Origin of the sequence: Mesorhizobium yinganensis, from assembly GCF_040081985.1 — a bacterium.
Lineage (GTDB): Bacteria > Pseudomonadota > Alphaproteobacteria > Rhizobiales > Rhizobiaceae > Kumtagia > Kumtagia yinganensis.
On the sequence record NZ_JBEBMH010000050.1, the window covers coordinates 1 to 23,124 of the forward strand.

At 62.2% G+C, this 23,124-nt stretch carries 14 protein-coding genes and 3 pseudogenes; 10 read left to right on the plus strand and 7 right to left on the minus strand.

The genetic code is table 11. The features are described 5' to 3' along the window. A pseudogene (locus ABMA59_RS35190) lies at window positions 1–197 on the plus strand (IS5 family transposase); the annotation flags it as partial. On the opposite strand, the gene ABMA59_RS35195 reads toward ABMA59_RS35190, so the two are convergent. Then, window positions 194–1,378 (minus strand): tyrosine-type recombinase/integrase, encoded by a 1,185-nt coding sequence (locus tag ABMA59_RS35195; protein ID WP_349010007.1) that lies wholly within the window; start codon window positions 1,376–1,378, stop codon window positions 194–196. The pseudogene ABMA59_RS35190 and the gene ABMA59_RS35195 sit on opposite strands and share 4 nt — an antisense overlap. An 806-nt stretch (window positions 1,379–2,184) precedes the next feature. Here ABMA59_RS35195 and ABMA59_RS35200 point away from each other — a divergent pair. The 9 genes from ABMA59_RS35200 (at window position 2,185) to ABMA59_RS35240 (ending at window position 18,361) form a co-directional block, all read left to right on the plus strand. Then, on the plus strand, window positions 2,185–2,724 hold the full coding sequence (locus tag ABMA59_RS35200) for a 2OG-Fe(II) oxygenase family protein (protein WP_349010008.1): 540 nt from the start codon (window positions 2,185–2,187) through the stop codon (window positions 2,722–2,724). Window positions 2,725–2,779: 55 nt separating this feature from the next. Next, window positions 2,780–2,977, plus strand: coding sequence for a hypothetical protein (locus ABMA59_RS35205; protein WP_349010009.1), 198 nt, complete (start codon window positions 2,780–2,782; stop codon window positions 2,975–2,977). Window positions 2,978–4,216: 1,239 nt separating this feature from the next. Further along, window positions 4,217–10,927, plus strand: a complete 6,711-nt coding sequence (locus ABMA59_RS35210) for a DUF4082 domain-containing protein (RefSeq protein ID WP_349010019.1) — start codon at window positions 4,217–4,219, stop codon at window positions 10,925–10,927. A gap of 407 nt (window positions 10,928–11,334) precedes the next feature. Continuing rightward, window positions 11,335–11,913 (plus strand): hypothetical protein, encoded by a 579-nt coding sequence (locus ABMA59_RS35215; protein WP_349010010.1) that lies wholly within the window; start codon window positions 11,335–11,337, stop codon window positions 11,911–11,913. Window positions 11,914–11,963: 50 nt separating this feature from the next. Continuing rightward, on the plus strand, window positions 11,964–12,974 hold the full coding sequence (locus tag ABMA59_RS35220) for an ABC transporter substrate-binding protein (protein WP_349010011.1): 1,011 nt from the start codon (window positions 11,964–11,966) through the stop codon (window positions 12,972–12,974). A gap of 43 nt (window positions 12,975–13,017) precedes the next feature. Further along, window positions 13,018–14,028 (plus strand): ABC transporter substrate-binding protein, encoded by a 1,011-nt coding sequence (locus ABMA59_RS35225; protein WP_349010012.1) that lies wholly within the window; start codon window positions 13,018–13,020, stop codon window positions 14,026–14,028. Between the two features lie 181 nt (window positions 14,029–14,209). Next, entirely contained in the window at window positions 14,210–16,843 is a 2,634-nt protein-coding gene (locus tag ABMA59_RS35230) for a GAF domain-containing protein (protein ID WP_349010013.1), read from the plus strand. Next, on the plus strand, window positions 16,840–17,205 hold the full coding sequence (locus tag ABMA59_RS35235) for a response regulator (protein ID WP_349010014.1): 366 nt from the start codon (window positions 16,840–16,842) through the stop codon (window positions 17,203–17,205). Before ABMA59_RS35230 ends, ABMA59_RS35235 begins: the two co-directional genes overlap by 4 nt. Next, complete coding sequence (locus ABMA59_RS35240) at window positions 17,123–18,361, plus strand: adenylate/guanylate cyclase domain-containing protein (RefSeq protein ID WP_425476051.1); 1,239 nt, start codon at window positions 17,123–17,125, stop codon at window positions 18,359–18,361. Before ABMA59_RS35235 ends, ABMA59_RS35240 begins: the two co-directional genes overlap by 83 nt. 98 nt (window positions 18,362–18,459) lie before the next feature. Here the strand turns inward: ABMA59_RS35240 and ABMA59_RS35245 are convergent, their stop codons facing one another. The 6 genes and pseudogenes from ABMA59_RS35245 to ABMA59_RS35270 form a co-directional block, all read right to left on the minus strand. Beyond that, window positions 18,460–19,308 carry an alpha/beta fold hydrolase gene (locus ABMA59_RS35245; RefSeq protein ID WP_349010015.1) on the minus strand — a complete coding sequence of 283 codons (849 nt, stop codon included), beginning with the start codon at window positions 19,306–19,308 and terminating at the stop codon, window positions 18,460–18,462. Window positions 19,309–19,397: 89 nt separating this feature from the next. Then, window positions 19,398–20,462 carry an alpha/beta fold hydrolase gene (locus ABMA59_RS35250; protein ID WP_349010016.1) on the minus strand — a complete coding sequence of 355 codons (1,065 nt, stop codon included), beginning with the start codon at window positions 20,460–20,462 and terminating at the stop codon, window positions 19,398–19,400. A 124-nt stretch (window positions 20,463–20,586) separates the two neighbouring features. Then, a complete protein-coding gene (locus ABMA59_RS35255; protein ID WP_349010017.1) occupies window positions 20,587–21,243 on the minus strand; it encodes a VOC family protein in 657 nt (218 codons plus the stop codon). 42 nt (window positions 21,244–21,285) lie between these two features. Then, complete coding sequence (locus ABMA59_RS35260; protein WP_349010018.1) at window positions 21,286–22,092, minus strand: SDR family NAD(P)-dependent oxidoreductase; 807 nt, start codon at window positions 22,090–22,092, stop codon at window positions 21,286–21,288. A gap of 80 nt (window positions 22,093–22,172) precedes the next feature. Continuing rightward, window positions 22,173–22,513, minus strand: a pseudogene (locus ABMA59_RS35265) (enoyl-CoA hydratase/isomerase family protein); the annotation flags it as partial. A 66-nt stretch (window positions 22,514–22,579) separates the two neighbouring features. Further along, window positions 22,580–23,124: pseudogene (locus tag ABMA59_RS35270) on the minus strand (epoxide hydrolase); the annotation flags it as partial.

Below are 23,124 nucleotides of genomic sequence, written 5' to 3' on the forward strand. Positions count from 1 at the left end.
CCAAGCGCAACCGCAAGGACCCCGCGCCATACGATGCTGAGAAATACAAGTGGCGAAACCTGGTCGAGCGGCTGTTCAACAAGCTCAAGAACTGGCGCCGCGTCGCCACCAGATACGACAAGACAAAGGAATCCTACCTTGGCTTCGTCGCCATCGCAGCAGCCAAGCTTTGGTTACCCTTTGTCCACGAGACCTAAGATGCCTTCTGCGGAGGCGTTGCAAGATAGGTCGCCCACGCGTCCATCAACTGCCTGCGCTTCTCCAGCGCGTCGCTACGACGGTAAGCGCGCTCCACGGCGTTGCCGACGAGGTGCGCCAGCGACCATTCGGCGATCTCGCGCGGAAAGTCGGTTTCCTCGCCAGCCCAATCCCTGAACATGCTACGCAGGCCGTGCAGGGTCGCTGCCTTGTCCGGCGAGGCCAGCCGCAGCGCCTTCGTCATGGCGGTATCGGACACCGGACGGTCCTCTATGCCGCCGCCGAAAATCAGGGTGCCGGTTGCTCGCTGTCGCATCGTCTCGACGATCTCCAGCGCGCGCTCGCACAGCGGCACGACGTGCTCCTTGTTCATCTTCATACGCTCTGCCGGCACGGTCCATGTCTTCGCCGCCACGTCGATTTCATCGAATTGCGCGCCCCGCGCCTCGCCGGTCCTCGCCGCAGTGAGGGCGATGAACTCGACGGCCCGCGCCGCCGTGCCCATCGACTGCCGGAGCTTCGCAATCATCTTCGGCGCCTCGGCGTAGGCCAGCGCGGCATGATGGCCGCGTGTCAGCTTCTGGCGCTTCGGCATAACCTTGTCGAGCAACCCCTTCCACCGCGCGGGATTGCCGGCGGTGCGCCACTCGTGCGCGATGGCGAAGTCAATCACAGCCTGGATGCGCGAGCGAAGCCTGTCGGCAGTCTCCGGCCGCTCCAGCCAGTGCGGCGTCAGACAATCCTTGACGTCCCCCATGACGATGTTGGCGACGGGCAGGTCATGCAGAGGCTTCGCATATTCCCGAAGCGTCATCTCCCATTGTTGCCGGTGCTTGTCGTTGGTCCACCCGCCAGCCTTGGAAGCTAGAAGCTCATCCATGCAATGGGCGAAGGTGATGATTCGCGGCTTCTTCGTTTCGCCGCGAGGGTCTTGGCCTCGGGCCAGCTTGTCCCGGATCACATCTGCCTTCTGGCGAGCCAGGACGAGAGATACCGGCGCAGTCCCCTGCCCGTATCCGCCGAGCCCGATTTCGTTACGCTCGGCACCGCGACGATAGATGAAAAACCACTGCGCCGAGCCGCCCTTGCGGACACGGAAGAATAAACCGTCGCCGTCGCTGTAGATGCCCGGCTTGTCGAGCCGCTTCAGTCCCGCTTCTGATAGCTTGTACCGCGCCATTTTCCCGGCCCGTTGCCATAACCAACGTTTCGAACATATTGACTTTATTGGCAACTACAAGGGGCGCATTGACGGTATAGACAGCAAAAACGGCGGAACGAATCCCCCCCTCTCCGCCATGGCATTGTTTAATTGAGTTTTTCGGCCTTTTTCACTCAGTCACATAACCCTGAAGTCTCCGAGCAGGGTTGATCGGGTACGAAAATACTATGTGAGCGGCCGGCGATGCCAGCGCGTCACCAGTGAGCGCGACGCCTAGCGTGGTTATATGCTTCATCGGCGAATGAGGGCGAACACCGCTTTGACGCGGCGCGTGCGATCGACAAGTGTATCTCCATGCAAGCGGCATAGAGGACGCTTTTCCCAAAGATTAAATTGAAATACTTATCGGGCATGCCGCGATTGAGAGTGGCGTGAATTCCGAATAGATCGGAAGGCACATTCACTTTTACGGCGTGAGCTTTTGATTTCCGGGTCATCGAACAGCCAGGTTGGGTTACTCTGTAAATGCCGCCCGTTTTCTTTTTCCAAGTTACAAATTGGAAAGACTTGGTCACAAGTCTGCGAAAACGTTGTCATCCCCAGAAGTCGTGCCCGCTAGCGGCGTCGTTGACGGCATTTGACCGTTGTCGGCTGACATTGCTGCGACCACGCGCAAGGCAGCGGAGTACCGATGCTCTGACTTCCCGTGCCCGTCGGTTCCGTGTGTAGCTGAAACCACTTTTGCCGCGGTGGCAGGGTGAACTGACGCTTTTGTCCACGAGCCTGCTGCAGGCTTTCGCTATGACCCTCGAACAGGATCGGACGTGTTCGCGCCGATCTATTCCTGCATGCCGAACCACCTGATCAAGATCATCCGCTATCCCGGCCGCGACGCCACGGAGGGGGGCAGGGCGTCGGCGCGCACAAGGATAGCGGCTTTCTCGCGCTGCTCCTCCGGGAGAAGCAGAAGGGGGATTGGAGGTGAAGGTCTTGCAGGGCCGCTGGATCACGGCGGTGCAGCGCGCCGGAACATCGTGGTTAATGTCGGCGAATTGCTGGAGATGGCGACCGACGGTTCTCTGAAAGCCACCGTGCACCGCGGCGTCACGCCGCCGGCCGGCACCGACCGGCTTTCGGTCGCCTTTTTCCTCGGTGCGCCGTTCGACGCCGAGCTTCCGGTGCTCGATCTTGCCCCGCATCTCAAGGCGGAGGCGGGCGGCGTCACCCGCGACCCCAACAATCCGCTTTTCCGCAATTCCCGCCGGAACGCTTTGAAGAGCCGGTTGCGGTCGCATCCCGACGTTGCCCGCCGCCACGCCGATCTACTCGAGGAGCAGGCAAAAACCAAGGCCGCCGCGGCCTGATCCGGAGGAACCCCGATGTCTCGAAACCCTTGGCGCGAAGCTGGAGATTCTCGCCGTGATCATTGTGGTGGCAGCGGTCGCCTGGTGGGCGGTGACATATGCGCAGGTCATGAACAATACCGGTTTTCCGTTACAGCGGGCGCTGCCATGCCCTCTGCCGATTCTGCGCAAGCGTGGCTTGTACCGCCACGATTACGAGACGGAGACGTTGCGCGAGCACTTCCAGGCAGCTTCGCCAGCGCATTCCTTCTAGCAATGCTCTTGCGGTCGGCTTCGGCGGCGATCGTCCTTGTCGCTGTGGCCAGGGGATCTTAGGCGGCGTGGCGTTCGCTATCGAGGCACTGGCGCTGCATGTCTGGATCAGATCTGTGGCCGTGTATGCGCGATCGTATGCGGTTCAGGTTCGGGAGCCGTCGACACGCAGGGTTGAGTGCGTAACGTACCGGCGGCCACGCATTGCGAAGCATCCGGAGCACCGTGATTTAGGTCGAATTGTCTAAGTATAGTCTATTGAAATATTCTCTATATTGTTGATATGTCTTCACGTTTTGTTTCGCTTACCTTGCCTGTTTTGGCGCATATTCTAGACTCATGAAGGGTTCGTCCCGTGCATCGTGATCGCAAATGGGGCTTCCTGTCGTTCCTGTCTGACGGACGGGTGTCTAGATCGCTGTCCGCCGATGGCAAGGAGAAAGCCGGCCAGGTGAAGAACGAATCTCGGCCGGAGCAGCAGCCGGACCTGGACGCATGGCAGTTGCGGCGCCGGGAGGAAGGCACGCTCACCGCAGCGGGCTTGCAGCTTATGGAGTGGCCGTTCCTACGCAGCGCCATAAGCGCCGGCCGCGCCCATCTCAAGGCGAAGAACGGGCCGCGCAAGGATCGGCCGGCCGCGAGCGAATATATCACGCTTGGGGTCAACCAAACGGCGCCGGGAACGGCGGCGCCCATCTCCGACCGCATCATCCACCGCACGGGTGCCATCGCCCAGTCCGGGGACCGGAGCATCTCCATAGTGCATGCTACTTGGCATGCCGGCTCCGGAGTGCCTGGCGCGACGTTTCACGGTGCGGCCGCCACTTCCAACACGGGCGCGACTGCCGCTCCCAATGCGGAGAACATCCAGACAGGACCAGTCGACGGATACTCCATCCCCGTAGGATACGTGCCGACCTCGCATGCCGCTCCGGCTCCGATGTGTTGCGGCAGTTGCGGCTATGTCAATTGCCCGACACAACTTCTCAGCCATGGCGACGCCGCACTCTTGCGTGGCCAGGCGGTCGGCAGCGGAATGCCCGGCGGCGCTGATTATATAGCGACCAGAAAGACTTTCGGGGCGTCGGTCAGCGCAGCGATGTCGACCGAGCACGTCGCGTTGCTCACCCATTGGACGCCAGGAGAAGACACATGGAGCGGTTCGCTGCCGGGCGGCGGCGAGACCGGATCGGGTACGCTGACCGGGCAGGTTGGAATCCTGTCCGGCGCCGTGACCAGAATGAATGGTTCGCAGGCCAGAACCGGATCCCCGCAGTCGGTTCAGGCCCTGGATGCGGCTGCCGCCGCCACGAACCCGATCGTGCTGGAGAACCAGAAAACCGGCAACCCGGAAAGCGAATGGGGCATAGACGGCGCGGGCAGTTCGAACATCGAAGGGTTCGCCACGGAAATCAGCGTCAATCGCGGCCAGACCGTAAGCTTCAAGATCGACACGAACTCCGCGAACTACCGGATCGACATCTACCGAATGGGCTATTACGGCGGCATGGGTGCCCGCAAGGTCGCCACCATCTCGCATACCGGCGTGCAGAACCAGCCGGATCCGCTCCGCGACGCCGCCACCGGTGCGGTCGACGCCGGCAATTGGGCGGTCTCGGCTTCGTGGAATGTGCCTACCGATGCCGCGTCGGGCGTCTACATTGCGAAGCTGGTACGGCAGGACGGGACATTCGGCGAGAACCATATCCCGTTCATTGTCCGCGACGACAACAGCCACAGCGACATCGTCTTCCAGACCGCGGACCAGACCTGGCAGGCCTACAATGGCTGGGGCGGCGCCAATTTCTACGGCGGCAACGGTCCCGCGACGGGCCAGGGCGCGGGGCGCGCCTATGCAGTGAGCTACAACCGCCCGATAGCGACGCGGGGCGGCGTCGGCACCTATGCTGGCCCGCAGGACTACCTGTTCGGCGCCGAATATGCCGCGATTTCCTGGCTGGAACAGAACGGCTACGATGTTTCCTACATGGCCGGCGTTGACGTCGACCGCTACGGCAGCCTGCTTCTCAACCATAAAATGTATCTCGACGTCGGCCACGACGAATACTGGTCGGGCCAGCAGCGCACCAATGTCGAGGCGGCGCGCGACGCCGGCGTCAACCTGTCGTTCTGGAGCGGCAACGAAATGTACTGGCGCACACGCTGGGGCAACAGCTTCAGCTCCGACGCCACGCCATATCGCACGCTGATCTCCTATAAGGAGACCTGGGCGAATACCTCGATCGACCCGACCGACCAGTGGACAGGCACGTTCCGCGACCCGCGCTTCAGCCCTCCGGCGGTTGGCGGCGGCAGCCCCGAAAACGCGGTTACCGGACAGATTTTCCAGGTCGACGACGTCGGCAATAATCTTCAGGCCATAACAGTCCCCTACGATGACGCCAACCTTCGGTTCTGGCGCAATACCAGCGTCGCCAACCTCCAGCCCGGCCAGACCGCCACGCTGACCAAAAACTATCTCGGCTATGAATGGGATGAGGCGACCGACAACGGATTCGATCCTGCCGGCTTGGTCAAGCTGTCTTCAACCACAGTGCAGGTCGGCACCTATCTGCTCGATTACGGCAACACGACCGGCAATGGCACCTCCACCCACAATCTTACCCTTTACCGCGCTCCGAGCGGCGCCCTGGTCTTCGGCGCCGGCACGGTCTACTGGGCATGGGGCCTGAGCGACAATCACGACAATCAGGCAACTCCCACCGACGCGCGCGTGCAGCAGGCGATGGTCAACCTGTTTGCCGAGATGGGCATCCAGCCGGCGACTTTGCAATCCGGACTCATCACAGGCCTGCCTTCTACAGATCACACGGCGCCGACGTCCACGATCAATCCAATCAACTCAGTCTCGGCGGGAAGCCTCGTAACGATTTCGGGCACGGCGGCCGATCTCGGCGGGGGCGTCATTGCCGGTGTCGAGGTATCGACCGACAACGGCCTGAGCTGGCATCCGGCCACCGGTGACGAGAACTGGACCTATTCCTGGAGACCCCAACTTGCCGGCACCTACACGATAAAGTCGCGTGCCGTCGACGACAGCGTCAACCTGGAAACGCCGTCGACCGGACGCACGGCGACGATAACTGGCCCGAACTATGTAACGGTGTTCTCGCCGACGTCGACACCCGCGGTGGTGAACACTACGGATTCCAGCGCGGTCGAACTCGGCATGAAGTTCCGCAGTTCGGTGGCCGGCACGGTGAACGGCATCCGCTTCTACAAGAGCAACCAGGATACGGGCACACATACAGGCGCGCTTTGGTCGAGCACAGGCACCAAGCTGGCGACACTTACCTTCACCGGCGAGACGGCCAGTGGCTGGCAAATCGCGACCTTCTCAAGTCCGATCACGATCACGCCCGGCCAGACATACACGGCGTCCTATCATACCAATGTCGGTCACTACTCAAACACGATCAACTATTTCACCTCCGACATCACCAACGGTCCGCTGACTGCGCTTGGCGGCAACAACGGCGTCTACACATACGGTAGTAACAGCCTGTTCCCGACGACGAGCATCTCGTCGACGAATTTCTGGGTCGACGTGCTCTTTACCCCGTCGGCGCCCAACACCCCGCCGACGGCCGCGGCCGACAGCGCCAACGCCGTCGAGAAGGGCGGCACCCTCAACGGCGCGGGTGGGTCCAACGCAACCGGCAACGTGCTTGCCAACGACACCGATCCCGACGCGGGCGACACCGAAACCGTGACGGCCGTGCGCTTCGGCGGGACGAACGGCACGGTCGGCGCCGGGCTGGCGGGTGCTTACGGCACGCTGGTCCTCAATGCCAACGGCGCCTTTACCTATACCATCAACGACAACAATGTCTCGGTTCAGGCGCTTCGGCCTGCCAGCACGCCACTGGTCGAGGTGTTCAACTACACGATGCAGGACGCGTCCGGCGCCACCGCGTCGTCGTCGTTGACGATCTCCATCCAAGGCACCAACGATGCGCCGGTCGTCGCCAGTCAGACCGGCAACCAGACCGGTGTCGTCAACACACCCTTCTCGCTCACATTGCCTGTCGGCACGTTCACGGACGTCGATGCGGGCGACAGCATGACGTTGTCGGCGACGCAGGGCGACAACTCGCCTCTTCCCGGCTGGCTGAGTTTCAATCCTCTGAATCAGACCTTCAGCGGCACGCCGACGAGTGTCGGCACGACCACGGTGAAGGTGACGGCCACCGATGCTACCGGCCTGACGACCAGCGAAACCTTCACGATCGCGGTGACGCTGACGCCGAACGCGCCGCCGGTGGCGGTGGCCGACACCGCCAGCGCCTCCGAAAAGGGTGGCCTCCTGAACGGTTCGGGCGGTTCGAGCCCAACCGGCAACGTGCTCACCAACGATACCGATCCCGATGTGGGCGATACGGAGACCGTCACGGCGGTTCGCTTCGGCTCGACCAACGGGACGCTTGGAACGGCCTTGGCCGGCACTTATGGCAGCCTCGTACTCAATGCCAACGGCAGCTTCGCCTATACGGTCAACGACAACGCCGCCGCGGTCCAGGCCTTGCGCTCGAGCGACGCCGTCTCCGACGTTTTCACCTACACGATGCGCGACACTGCGGGCGTCACCGCGACGACGACGCTTACTATCAATCTCCAAGGCGCCAACGATGCGCCCGTGCTCGCCAGCCAGACCGCCAACCAGAACGTGTTCACCGGATCGGCATTCTCGCTGACCCTGCCGACCGGCACCTTCACCGACGTAGACGCCAACGACACTCTTGCCTACACGGCGACCCAGGCCGATGGCACGGCGCTGCCCTCCTGGCTGGCGTTCAACGCCGCGACGCGGACCCTCAGCGGAACGCCGACGAGCGCGGGCACGGTCAACGTCAGAGTCACGGCAACCGATGCTGGCGGCCTGTTCGCCACCGAGACATTCTCGGTCACGGCGTCGACAACATACAGCCTGTTCAGCGCATCGGCGACGCCGACCCAGACCACCCTCAACGACGGCCAGCAACTCGAGGTCGGCGTGAAGTTCTCCGCCAATATCGCGGGGCAGGTCACCGCGATCAAATTCTACCGCAGTGCCATTGATGTCGGGCAGAACGTCGTCGACCTGTGGACGTCCACCGGCACGAAACTCGCCACCGCGACCTACTCCGGTACAACTGGGAGCGGCTGGCAGACTGTCGCCCTGGCGACGCCGGTTTCCATCACTGCCAATACGACCTACGTGGCGTCCTACCATACCACGGGCGCCTATGTGGCGACCGACAGCTTCTTCACGACCGCGCTGACCAACGGCCCGCTGACGGCGCCGTCCGGCACAAACGGCGTTTACCGCTACGGCGGTAGCGCCACGGCTGGCATATTCCCGAACAGCAGCTTCAGTTCCGCGAATTACTATGCCGACGTGGTGTTTAAGCCGGCCGTCACGAACGCGCCTCCGACCGCCTTGGCCGATGCCGGCACCGCTGTCGAAAAGGGTGGCCTAGCCAATGCCACACCCGGTTCGAACGCAACTGGCAATGTGCTCGGCAACGACACCGATCCGGACGCCGGCGACACCGAGACGGTCACGGCGGTCAGCCTCGGCGCGAGCAACGGCACCGTCGGCGCCGCATTGGCCGGTCTCTACGGCACGCTGGTACTCAATGCCAATGGCGCCTTCACCTACACGGTTAACGAGACCAATAGTCTGGTGCAGGGCTTGCGGCTGATAACCAACACGCTGACGGAAACCTTCAACTACACCATGCGCGATACCGCCGGCGCGACCGCGTCGTCGACCTTGACCATCACCATCCAGGGCGCCAACGACGCGCCGACGCTCGCCGTCCAGACTGCAAACCAGAACGCTTCCGTCGGCTCCGCCTTCTCGCTCGTGCTGCCGGCCGGCACCTTCTCGGACGTCGATGCCAACGATACCCTCACCTATTCGGCAAAGCTCATCGACGGTTCGCCGCTGCCGCAATGGTTGTCGTTCGATGCCGCGACCCGAACGTTCAGTGGTACTCCGACGGCCATCGGCACACTCTCGGTCAGCGTCATTGCCACTGACGCCCTTGGACTTACCGCCAGCGAGACCTTCAACATCGCCGTGACAGCGCCCAACGCGGCACCCGTAGCCGTGGCCGACGCGGCCAACGCGACCGAGGCCGGCGGCGTAGCCAATACCACGCCCGGCTTGCCGGCATCGGGTAATGTGCTCGACAACGACGCTGATCCCGATGCCGGTGACACCAAGACCGTTACGGCCGTTCGCTTCGGCGCGACCAACGGTACGCTCGGGACCGGACTGGCCGGCAGCTACGGTCTATTGACTCTCAATGCCGGGGGCGGCTTCACTTACGCCGTCAACGACAACCTCTCCGCAGTGCAGGCTCTTCGCCCGGGGTCCACGCCACTCGCTGACACATTCACCTACACGATGCGCGACACGGTGGGCGCCACGTCGACGAATACATTGACGATCAGCATATTGGGCGCCAACGATGCGCCGACGCTCGCCGTCCAGACGGCGAACCAGAACGCCTTCGTCAATTCGGCCTTCTCGCTGGCCCTGCCTGCGGGCACTTTCGCCGATGTCGATGGCGACAGCCTGACCTATTCGGCAAGGCTGACCGACGGCTCACTGCTACCGCCGTGGTTGTCATTCGATGCCGCGACCCGAACGCTCAGCGGCACGCCGGCTGCCGGCGATATGGGTACGTTCGATGTCAAGGTTACGGCGATCGATCCGGGCAACCTCGCCGTCAGCGAAACCTTCACCATGACCGTGACCATGCCCAACACGCCGCCTCTGGCTGCTCCGGATTCGGCCACTGCGATCGAGGCCGGCGGATTGGCAAATGGCTCGGGTGGCGCGGCGGCAATTGGCAACGTGCTCGACAACGACACCGATCCCGACACGGGCGACAGCAAGGTCGTCAGCGCCGTCCGCTTCGGTCAAACCAATGGAACGGTTGGAACGGCACTGGCGGGAGCGTATGGCAGCCTCGTGCTCAACAGCACCGGCGGCTATACCTATACCTTGAACGACAACAACACCGCCGTACAGGGCCTGCGCCCGGGGTCCACCCCGCTCGTCGAGGTGTTCAATTACACGATGCGCGACACGATCGGCGTCACATCGGCGAGCACGCTGACGATCTCGATCCAGGGCACCAACGACGCGCCGGTGCTCGCCAGCCAGACCGCCAACCAGAATGCCACCGCGGGTTCCGTTTTTTCGCTCGCTCTGCCCGCCGGCACTTTCACCGACGTCGATGCCGGCGATACGCTGACCTATACCGCAAGCCTGGCCGATAATTCCGCGCTGCCGTCCTGGCTGTCGTTCAACGCCACGACCCAGACCTTCAGCGGCATGCCGACGGCGGCCAACGCCGGCACGCTGAGCATAAAGGTGACGGCCACCGACGCCGCCAATCTCTCGGCCACAGAGACCTTCAACCTGACAGTGGCGGCGACCCCGACAACCTACAGCCTGTTCAACGCTTCCGCGACGCCAGCGCAGACCAGCCTCAACGATGGACGCCAGATCGAACTCGGAGTGAAGTTCTCCGCCAACGTCGCTGGCCAGATAACCGCGCTGAAATTCTATCGCAGCCCGAGCGATACCGGACAGAACGTCGTCGACCTGTGGACGTCCACCGGCACAAAACTCGCCACCGCGACCTACTCCGGTACAACTGGGAGCGGCTGGCAGACTGTCGCCCTGGCGACGCCGGTTTCCATCACTGCCAATACGACCTACGTGGCGTCCTACCACACCGCGGGCGCCTACGTGGCCACGAACAGCTTCTTTACCACCCCGTTGACCAGCGGCCCGCTGACCGCCCCGTCCGGCACGAATGGCGTCTATCGCTACGGCGGCAGCGCTACGGTTGGCATCTTCCCGAACAGCAGCTTCAGTTCCTCGAATTACTACGCCGACGTCGTCTTCCGGCCGCAGCTTGTTTCCTGAGCCTCCGGCTTGGGAACGGGCCGGCGCTGGTCTGTTCGAGGTTTGTGGACAACAGGAATCCCATTTCGCGGAGTTGGGACACATCCGGTTCTAATTTTTGTTCGATGCGGTTGTACCGCTGGCGCCGGGTATTTCTGGTTGTCGCAAGGGGAGAACAGTTCGGTCAAGAACGAGGCCGGGCTGCGCGCGATCGCTTTCAGAACGGCTCCACAACGATCCCGCTTCGACGCAAGTCGGAAATTTGGCTCGCTATGGCCCCATGTTTGACGTATGATTGCGCATCGTTGGTAGGAGCATTTCCCGGCTGGCGACTGAGAGCGCAAGACTCCCTTACGTGATTGGGCGCGCTCCATGCGAATGACTCGCGCGCTCACGAGATCATCTGCCTCTGCCGGAGGCTTTTTCACTTGTTTCCGGACACCATCTTCTTTCGCAAGGTGGAGGAGGAACGCGCGTTGCCACTCGTGACGGACCGCCGCCGTCTTGCCGCGCGCGCCGCGCCGGCCAGCGCACCAAGTCTGCGGGACCGAACGGAGAAGCCTGCGGCTGAATCGGCTCCGCAGACGAAACACGTCGCCATGCCGCGATCGAACGCGACGGACGTTGTTGTTGCGGGAACGTTCGGTGTTCTGAACGTTGGTATGGCGGGTCGGCAGAACCTGCGTGCCAACAAAATCGACCATGTGCTCGTCGATGCGCCGGTTGATCGTTTTTGGGTGCCGCATTTACCCGCCGCAGCATCCCGCAATTGCAGACGAGGCGGACAATTGTCGAGAGCCGATGGGGAAGTGCCAAAAGCCACCCTCAAAAGTGTCAGTCGTTGCGCCTCGGATTCGCGGAGTGCCGGTCGCCCCGTGGCTATAAGCTTGGCCACGCCACTGTCCCCGCGACATCGCGTGACGCTCGCCGCGGCGTCTGGTGAGATTGTCCCATCCGAACCTCGATTTCGTATCTTCGCACTGCACATGCGCGAGACAAGCAACTGAACCGGGGGATCAAGTCGTCGGCCGAGCCGGCACATTCGATGGAGGAGCAGATGCACGTCACCCAGAGTCGCCGAAGCTTCCTCGCCGCAGCGGCAGCAGTCGGCGCCGCAGGTCTGCTGGGGACAAGCGCGAGAGCCCGGGCCGAAGCGCCACCCGAGACCACGAGCGTTCGTCTTCCGGCATTCCCCAAAGTTTCGGACTGCATGTCGCCGATCTTTATCGCGAAGGCGTTGCTGCAAGCCGAGGGCTTTACGAATGTCAGTCTTGTCACGGAGGGGACGGGTCCAGACTCGTCGGACTGGATCGAGCATGGCGAACTGGATTTCGACTGGAACTACCCCCCGGCGCACATCAAGTCCATCGCCAAAGGAGTGCCGATCACTGTGCTGTCCGGCCTGCATGTCGGCTGCCTGGAACTGATAGCGAACGATCGCGTGCAGAGTATCCCGGACCTCAAGGGCAAGCGAGCAGGCATCGATGATTTCAACGGCAACACGTATCTGCTGCTGATGATGATCGCCGCCTATGTCGGCCTCGATCCGGCCAGCGACGTTGAATGGATATCGGTCACGGATCCGGTCGACGCTTTCGCGGAAGGAAGGATAGATGCGTTTCTTGGCACCGCTCCCGTTCCGCAGATCATGCGCGAGCGCAATCTCGGTCACGTCATTCTCAAGACCTCCGTCGACCGGCCCTGGGCGTATTATTATTGCTGCATGCTGGCCGGCACGAACGAGTTCGTGGAGCGCTATCCGGTCGCGACCAAGCGGACCTTGCGCGCGCTTCTCAAGGCAGTCGATTTTTGCCTTGCCGATCCGGAGGCCGCTGCAGCAGCCGTCGTGGCGGGGGGACTGGGCAGCCGCGATGACTATGTTCGCCAGGCTTTCGGTTCGGAAATCCTGTACGACAAATGGCGCCAGTACGATCCGGAAGACACCCTCCGGTTCTATGCGCTTCGTCTGCAGGAGACGGGCATCGTCAAGGCGAACCCGCAGGACATCATCGCAAGTAGCACCAACTGGCGCTTCCTGGATGAACTGAAGCGGGAGCTAAAGACCTGACTCCTGGCGGGCGAGACATCCTCTTTGTGGAAGGAGGGGCACAATGCAGATCATCCTCAATCGCCGCGGCCTCCTAACCGGTGCTGGAGCCGCCGCTGTCGCGATTCTTGTTGGAGCCTCCACCAGCGCATCCACCGAGGCCCCGCCCGAGACCACCGCGATCCGCCTGGCGAAAACCACAGGCATCTGTATCGCCCCCCAGTATATGGCGGAGGGTCTTCTTCATCTGGAGGGGTTCGCCGATATCAGCTACGTGACCACCGAGGTGGGCTACGGCCAGTCGGAGAAGGTCGCTCGCGGCGAAGTGGATTTCAGTTTGAATTTCGCAGCGCCACTCGCACTTGCGGTCGATGCCGGCCAGCCGCTCATGATCCTGGCGGGGGTTCATCCCGGTTGCTTTGAACTGTTCGGAAACCAAAGCATTCGCCGCGTCACGGACTTGAAGGGCAAGACCGTAGGCATACAGGGCCTGGGCTCGACCCCACATCTCTTTCTAACCAGCATGGCAGCCTATGTCGGGCTCGATCCCGAGAAGGACATAGACTGGTTGATCACCAGCCCGTCGGTCAGGCCAAAGGAACTTTTCGTGGCAGGAAAGGTCGATGCGTTTCTCGGTTTTCCGCCCGAACCGCAGGAACTACGTGCCCGCAATATCGGCCATGTGGTCGTCAACAGCGCTGTGGACCATCCCTGGTCGCAGAATTTTTGCTGCATGCTGGCGGGCAACGCGGATTTTGTTCGCGACAACCCGATCGCTACGAAACGAGTCATGCGCGCCATTCTCAAGGCGGCGGACCTTTGCGTCTCCGAGCCGGAGCGCGTCGCGCGACAGATCGTCGACAAAGGATTCACCGCCAACTACGATTATGCTCTGCAGACGATGAGCGACGTGCCCTATCGCAAATGGAGGGAATACGATCCCGAGGATACGCTGCGCTTCTACGCCCTGCGCTTGCACGAGGCGGGCATGATCAGGTCGAGCCCTCAGAAGATCATTGCCGACGGCACCGACTGGCGTTTCCTTAATGAGCTGAAGCGGGAGTTGAAGACCTAGACCGACCGCGCATTCAACGATCCCGCGACTGTCCGCGAGGTTGGCCTGAAATACGGCGTCATCGCCGGGAAGACGGCGGACGGTGACGTCGACCAAACCCTGTTGACGTCGGTCATAGACCCGGACGGCATGTTGCGTGTACAATACATCGGTGCTGGGTTCGACCTGGAGGAGTTCCGGGGTGACCTTCTCAGCCTCCTGGACGAGGCCAGGTAACATCACCAGCCGACTGGTCGGCTTGGTGGCGGGGTTTCCGGCGCGCGTCCAAACAAAATTGTTGATCGCATTCCTGTCGATCGTCGGCCTGCTGATCGTGCTCGGAGCCGTGGGGTTGCAGGTGCTGAGCGGCATCAATGACCAGACGAACGAACTGATCAAGCTGCAACGAAGGATCGCGGCCTATCGCCAGGTCCAGCACGACACGACCAACCAGCTCTACGACATCTCCACCGCGCTTTTGCTTCGCGATAACCGGCTGCTCGAGACGGCGCTGCGTCAGCTCAATCAGTTTGGCTACGACCTCGACCGCATGGAGTTTGTCGCCGCCAGCGAAGTCGAGATATTGGACAAAGTCCGGCAGGAGTACGATCAACTTGCCGCAGGCATCACACATGTGGCGGAGCTCATTCGCGCCGGCAACACGGAGCAAGCGCGCGAGGTCCAGATTGGCGAGATCATACCGTCTGCCGATCGCCTGGAGCGACTGACGAACCAGTTGGTCAACATGGCCGAGGCTGACATGGTGGCCGCCATCGAGGTGACGGAAGGAGCCTACGGAACCTCCCGATTGATCGTGATCTCGTTTGCGGTGGGCAGTATCCTGCTTGCGCTCGGGCTAGGCTATCTCATCTCATGGTCGCTGATCGAGCCGGTCAAGAAGATCGAGACGCGGCTCAGCCAGATCGCAGCCGGTGATTTCGCCCGCACGGTAACGGTCGCCAATCGCGACGAACTCGGCGTGCTCGCGGGGAACGTCAACCAGACCTCCGAACAGCTTGGGCGGCTCTATCAGGAAATCGAGACCCGCAACGGGGAACTGACAGAAGCACTTGAGCAGCAGATGGCAACCAGCGCGATCCTGCGCACGATAGCCGCCTCCCCGACAGACATTCAGCCGGTGTTAAACGCGGTTGCCGAGAGTGCAGCCAAGCTTTGCGAGGCCTACGACGCGGCGATTCTTCTGAAAGACGGCGAGTTACTTGCAATCAGGGCGCATCACGGTCCGATCTCGATCGACTTCGACAAATGGCCCGTGAGCCGAGACTGGGTTGCCGGTCGCGCCTTTGTTGACAGGAAGGCCGTCCAGGTGCGCGACCTTACCGAAGCCGGCGATGACTTTCCGGCCGGCCGGGACATGGCCATGCGGCTGGGGCACCGAACCGCCCTTGCGGTCCCGCTCATCAGGGAGGATGAACCCATCGGATCCTTGATCATCCGGCGACTTGAGATCCGCCCATTCAACCGCAAGCAGATCGAGCTGCTGACCACTTTCGCCGACCAGGCAGTGATCGCAATCGAGAATGTGCGTCTGTTTCAAGAAGTCGAGAGGCGCACAGCCGAACTCGCACGTTCGGTCAGTGAACTGGAAGCGCTCGGCGAAGTCAGCCAGGCCGTCAATTCGACGCTCGATCTGGACACCGTTCTGCGGACAATCGTTGCCAAGGCGGTTCAATTGTCGGAGACGGACGCGGGCGCGATCTACGTGTTCAAAAGCAAGCGGCAGCAGTTCCGTCTCCGTGCGACATTCGGCATGAGCGAGGAACTCATCGCGGCCATGTCCAACACGGCCATCAGGCTGGCCGACATGGGCATCGGCGAGACCGCGAGGCACTGCGCACCCGTCCAGATACCTGACCTCGGCGAAGAAACGTCATCGGCCGCCAGAAAGACGATCCTGGAGGCAGGCTACCGCGCCATCCTGATCGTTCCGCTGCTCAGGCCGAACAAGATCATCGGCGCCCTCGTTGTCAGGCGCCGGAAGGTCGGTGCATTCAGCGAGCAAATCGTCCATTTGATGGAGACCTTCGCAGCACAATCGGTGCTGGCCATTCAGAACGCCAAATTGTTCCGGGAGATAGAAGAGAAGAGCCAGGAATTGGAGGCGGCCAGTCTCCACAAATCCCAGTTCCTCGCCAATATGAGCCATGAGCTCAGGACGCCTCTGAACTCGGTCCTCGGTTTTACCGAACTCCTGGTCGACGGGATTTACGGCGAGCTGCCGGACAGGGCTAAGAAGACCGTAGCGCGTGTGCAGGTCAATGGACGACATCTGCTGGGGCTGATCAACGACGTGCTCGATCTCTCGAAGATTGAGGCAGGCCATCTTGCCCTTGCACTCGATGACTATTCCATGGGCCAGATCGTGCGGTCGACGGTGACGGCCGTGGAGCCTCTGGCGCGGGCGAAAGGGCTGACCCTGACGGCGACGGTGGCCGACAATCTGCCGATCGGCCGTGGTGATGAACGGCGTTTGACGCAGGTATTGCTGAACCTTGTGGGGAACGCCGTCAAATTCACCGAGATGGGTGCGGTCGACATCAAGGCGGATGCCGCCGACGCGCAATTCCAGATCTCGGTCAGCGATACCGGTCCCGGCATTGCGCCAAAAGACCAAGGGATTATCTTCGAGGAATTTCAGCAGGTCGACAACAGCAGCACCAAGCGAAAGGGCGGTACCGGCCTCGGCCTGGCAATCTCGAAGCGTATCGTTGAAATGCATGGAGGGACTTTGGAGGTCGAGTCCTTATTTGGGGCGGGTTCGACATTCCGTATGAAGATACCAATCCGGGTCGAAGAAGGGGCCAAGGCGGCATGACCAAACGAATTCTGATGGTGGAGGACACCGAAGACAACCGCCAGATCGTCCGCGACCTTGTCGCGACGACTGACTACGAACTCATCGAAGCCACCGATGGTGCCGCCGGCGTCGCCGCCGCGGCGACCAAGAAGCCCGATCTGATCCTGATGGACATCCAGCTTCCGGTGATGGACGGGTATGAGGCGGCGCGGCGTATCAAGGCCGATCCGGTGCTTCGGGGCATTCCGATAATCGCCGTGACCTCCTATGCGTTGTCGGGGGACGAGGCGAAAGCGCGTGCCGCCGGATGCGACGAATATATCGCCAAGCCATTCAGCCCGCGGCAGTTGCTCGCGAAGATCCACGAGTTCCTTGCCTGAGGGAGAAGGGACCTTGCACGACCCGCCCCGCATCCTCGCTGTCGATGATACGCCGGAAAATCTTGAAATCCTTCGGATGCGGCTCGAGGCGAACGGCTACGAGGTCCGAACCGCGGTGGACGGCGAAGACGGGCTGACGCGCGCCCGCGAGCTCGAGCCCGATCTCATATTGCTCGACGTCATGATGCCGAAGCTCGACGGTATCAGTGTGGTGCGCGTGCTCAAGCAGGACGAGTTCCTGCGATCGATCCCTGTCATCCTCGTTACGGCCAAGACCGATACGCATGACGTGATTGAGGCATTGGATGCCGGTGGCGACGATTATCTCACGAAGCCGGTCGAACATAGGGAACTGCTCGCCCGTGTGCGCTCGATGCTACGCCAGAAGGCGCTTCACGATACCGTGGTGAGCCAAGCGCGGTGCCTCCGCGAGCAGGCCGCCCAGCTTGCCGACTGGAACCGCGCGCTCGAGCGGACGGTGGCAGACCAAGTTGCAGAAATCGAGCGAATGGCCGGACTCAGGCGCTTCCTGCCCGAGCAGGTCGCCGATCTCATCGTCGCCTCGGGCAACAATGGAGAAGCGCTGCTCAGGAGCCACCGCCGCGAGGTGACCGTTGTCGTTTGCGACCTGCGCGGCTTCACGGCCTTTGCCGAAAGTGCCGAGCCGGAAGAGGTGATGTCGGTGTTGAACGAATACCATGCCTGCCTCGGCGAGCAGATTGTGCGGTATGGCGGCACTCTGGAACGCTTCGTGGGTGACGGCATCGTCGTGGTCTTCAACGACCCGCTGCCTTGCCCGGACCACACCGACAAAGCGGTGTCGATGGCGGCGGCAATGCGCGATGCGATCGACGAGCATGCCGTGCGCTGGCGCAAGCGCGACTATGTGCTAGGCTTCGGGATCGGCATCGCCAGAGGCCACGCCACCATAGGGCGAATCGGTTTCGATCAGCGCTCTGACTACGCGGTCATCGGCACCGTCTCCAACCATGCGGCCCGCTTGTGCGACGAAGCCAAATCCGGTCAGATCCTGGTGAGCCAACGGGTTCATGGCGCTGTCGAACTGCAGGTGGAATCCGTATCGGTCGGTGAGCTCGCCCTGAAAGGCTTTAGGCGCCCAATGCTGGCTTATGAAATAGTGCGGTGCCGAAGCTAAAAAACCGCGGTTCGGCAGACATGCGGATGACCAAATTCTGCGGACAAATATTCCAGCCCCTTCCTGGCTGATGGCAGGGTTTTCAATCCTCCTTTCCGTTACTGCCCCCAGTCCTCGACTTGCTTCTGCAATTGTTCCGGGTGAAGCGTCGCAGCATCCGGGAAGTCGAGGCGATGACGACGGCCCCGTTGAATGAAGTCGTGAACGAGGCTGGCGATCTCCTCGGGGGCTGTGTCCAGTGCAAAATGTCCGGCGTCCAGAAGATGGATTTCGGCGTCGGGTACATCGCGCCGGTAGGCTTCGGGTTCCGATTTGTCGAATGACGGATCGTATCGGCCCCAGAGCACGAGCAGGTGGGGATGGATTTTTCGCATCCAGTTCTGCCACTCCGGATAGGCGGCGACGTTGTTGCGGTAGTCATAGAAAAGCTCGGTCTGGATATCGGCCTGCCCGGGTCGGCTGATGAAGGCGAACTCGTCCGTCCAGAGGTCGGGATCGTATTGCTCGACATTCGGATCGCCGCCTACGTGGCGCCGACGGGTTGTTTCCAGCGACAGCAAGTTTTCGCGCAGAGCCGCCTCATGCGCCGCCCGGTCGGCCCAGAAGGCGCGCCGGGTATTCCAAGCCTCGCCGAGGCCGGTATCGTGGGCCACGGCATTCTGGACGATCAGCGATTGCACACGCTCAGGATGCGCTATCGCCACGCGGAATCCCACCGGGCCGCCGTAATCCTGCATGAACAGGCTGTAGCGGGACATCGAGACAATTTCCGTAAAGCGGACCATCACCTCTGCGATGCGGTCGAACGTGTAGGCAAACGCGCCGGGTTCGGGCGCGGCGCTGTGGCCGAACCCGGGATAATCGGGGGCGACCAGGCGATAGCGATCGGACAGGCGGTCCAGCAGCGATTGGTACATGCGCGAGGACGACGGCAGGCCGTGCAGCAACAGGATCGCCGGCGCGCCGGAATCGCCCGCCTCGCGGTAGAAGACCGGAAGTCCGTCAACATCAACGGTACGGTAGACAGTTTGACGGCTCATCGGAATGACGCCCGGCTGACGTCGATGATGGCTCTGGCGAAGGCTTCGGGGGCCTCCTGGGGAAGGTTATGGCCGATGCCGCCGGTAATGGTGCGGTGCTCGTATTTGCCCGAGAACATCTTTGCATAGGTGGCGGGTTCGGGATGCGGCGCACCGTTGGCGTCGCCTTCCAGGGTGATTGTCGGCACGCCGATCACCGGCGCCTGCGCAAGCCGCTTCTCGAGATCGTCGTAGCGCGGCTCGCCTTCCGCCAGTCCGAGCCGCCAGCGGTAGTTGTGCACGACGATGTCGACGTGGTCCGGATTGTCGAAGGCGACGGCGCTGCGCTCGAAGGTGGCGTCGCCGAATTTCCATCGCGGCGATGCAAGCTGCCAGATCAGGTGAGCAAAATCGCGCGTATATTTCGCGTAGCCGGCGCGGCCGCGCTCGGTGGCGAAATAATACTGGTACCACCATTGCAATTCGGCCTTGGGCGGCAGGGGCTGCTTGCCCGCCTGCTGGTTGCCGATGAGATAGCCGCTCACCGAGACCATCGCCCTGCAGCGTTCCGGCCACAGCGCGGCGACGATATTGGCCGTGCGGGCGCCCCAGTCGCAGCCGCCGATCGTCGCCTGCTCGATCCCGAGCGCATCCATCAGCGCGACGATGTCGGCAGCAATCGCCGCCTGCTGACCATCGCGCATCGTCTGGTCCGAGAGGAAACGCGTCGTGCCGTAACCTCGCAGATGGGGGACGATCACGCGAAAGCCTTCCGCGGCAAGCAAGTGTGCTGAGTCGACATAGGTATGGATGTCGTACGGCCATCCATGCAGCAGGACAACAGGCGCGCCATCCGCCGGTCCAATCTCGGCGTAGCCTACGTTGAGCAGCCCTGCATCTACTTGTCTGATCGGACCGAACGCGTTGGCGTCCGCGGATGCGGTCGCACCGGTTTGTGCCGTGGATGCGGCCAAGGCGGGCGAGACCAGACCGAGTTCTGCGATGGCGAGACTTACTGCCGCAGCGCCGATCAATTGGCGGCGGCGCCCGTCGATCGTCTCCGGAACGTCGTTATGCTTCATGGCGAGACCTCTTGCTTTGCGTCGTTTGCGGTTGTGCTCAAGGCACCCGTTGCCGGCTCGTTCGAATATTACGGTGCATGCATCACGGCTGGGCGGCGGCACGCCGCCGCCCAGCGCACAAGCCTCACAGCGGCAATTCCTTGCCCGCATGTTCGGCGACCATGTATTCGGCATACCAGTCCGGCCAGTTCTCGTCGTGCTTGCCACCCTCCCGCTTCTCATGTTCGCCATGCGCGGCGGCGGCGCGGCGCAGTGCGGCCGCAAGGTCGGCGACCGAGGCGAAAGCCGTGTTGCCGTCGACACGTCCGGGAAAACGTCCCGTGATCTCCTGGAGCAGCCAACCGTTGCCGTCGGGATCCTTGAATGTGGCGAAGGAGACGTAGCTGCGGCCCTCAGGATCGCGCCCGGCGATTGCCGGCTGGCCCGGACCGGCGCGGTGAAACACGTCGCTTACGTCGGCGCCCAGACTTACCAATTCGGCGCGCGCCGCCTCGATGTCCGAAACGATCAGGTAGTTTCCGCTTGCCGAACCGGGAGCGGCCGAGGTGATGCCGATGCCGAAGTGAACGGATGCCGGCGACCCGGGAGGGGTGAATTGGACCACCCGGAAGCTGTCGCCGACCGGAAAGTCCGCATCCAATCGCCAGCCCAGGCCACCGTAGAAGCGCTTGGCACGATCGACGTCCGAAACCGGAATGACGGTGACTTCCAGCTTCATGTCCTGCGCCCGCGCACCCCGAGTGCCGGCCATGGTTTCAACGCGCGTTTTATCGGTAGTCATTTCTGCCTCCAAGGGCTTGGGGTTGACCAGTAAAGTGCGTCTTCAGGCGGCGGCCGCGGTCCGGTATCGCGCCGGCGACTTGCTCAGCGACAGGTTCGGAATGAGTTTTTGGCGCGCGGCTTCATACGCGTTCCAGTCCGCTGCATCCGGGAGCGACGGGATGGTGACGAACTCGCCCTGGTCGAGCCCGGCAAGCGCAGCATCGACCAGATCGTCCCCCTGCATGACCATCTTCTCGGGTAGTTGGCCCACCGAGCCGCCGGCGGAGTCCCAGAAATTGGTCGCCGTCGCACCCGGCAGCACAGTTTGGATGCGGATGTTCCTGTCGGCAAGCTCCTTGTAGAGCGACTGGCTGAAGGCCAGCACAAAGGCTTTGGTACCGCCGTAGACTCCATTCAGAATTTCCGGTGCTACGGCGACAGCCGATGAGACGTTGATGATCGTGCCGCTGCCACGCGCCACGAACGCAGGAACCACCGCATAAGTGAGCCGAGTCAGCGCGGTGACATTGAGCTCGATCATCGCCTCCATGTCGTCGACATTCGACTCCAGCAGAGACACAAGCGCGCCAACCCCGGCATTGTTGACCAGCATGGTGACGTTTGGATCGGTCGCCAGAAGCGTCTCGATGCGTTTCAGGTCGGCCTTGTCGTTGAGATCGGCGACGATGGCTTGGACATTGCGGCTGGTGGCGCGGGTGATGCGCTTGGCAATCTCGTCAAGCTTGCCCTGATTGCGGGCCACCAGGATGAGGTCGTAGCCACGGCGCGCCAGGCGGTCGGCATAGATTGCGCCGATACCCGAGGAAGCTCCGGTCACCACCGCGATGCCTTTTTGCGAAATGGACATTGTCGTTCTCCGGTTCGATTGCGCCGACAGCGGCGCGTGGGTTTGAGTCTTTTGTTGAGTCTGGCCTGGTGACGCGGGCGCTAATCCTCGCGCAGCGTCTCCGTGTAATGTCCCAGCCGGCCTTCGATTTCGCGGCTGGCTTGAAGTCCCAATTCCACGAACTGCTTGATCCTCGACTGGGCCTCGGCCGCTGGACGGACGTGATGAACCCGTCCCAGCCGGCGGCGATCTCCGGGTCGGACGGCAAACTCGCCAAGTCGACGAGCCGTTTGGTGTCGCTGATGGCCTGGCGGTCGAATGTTGCGATGCGCATGGCCAAACCATCAACAAAGGCGTCCAGTTAATCTTCCGGAAGCGCACGGTTCACGTAGCCGTACTTCTCGGCCAGATCGCCTCCGATGTCGTCGGCGCAAAGGGTCACGCGGCGGACCGGCCGGATGATCGGCCTGCTGTCTCTGGTGGTCGGTGCGGCCACCCGCTTGATTTGTCAGATTTGCTGGCGCAGCGGCCGGAAGGCGGCCCGCAGTTCCTCGGAGAAGGCCTTCGGCTGCTCCCAGGCGGCGAAGTGGCCGCCCTTGGCGGGCCGGTTGTAGTAGATCAGCTTCGGGTAAGCCTTCTCCGCCCAGCTTTTCGGCGCCTGATAGATCTCGTCCGGGAACGCGCTGACGGCGACCGGGATTTTGATGCCGCGCGGGTCGAAGAACCCTCCCGACGGGAAGTGCGCGTTATCCCAATAGAGCCGCGCCGAGGAGATGGCGGTGTTGGTCAGCCAGTAGAGGGTGACATTGTCCAGGACGTCGTCCTTGCTCAGCCCCTCAGGCTGTCCGTCAAAGACACGGGCGATCATCTGGTAGCTGCGGATGTCGTGGTCGAGCATCCAGGCGGCTAGGCCGACCGGCGAGTCCACGATGCCGTACAGTGTTTGCGGCCGGTTGTTCATCTCGATCGCGTAGCCCAGCCCGTTCTTGTAGAAATCGTCGAGCTGTTCATAGGCACGCTTCTCGTCCGCCGAGAGGCCGGCCGGCATCGGGC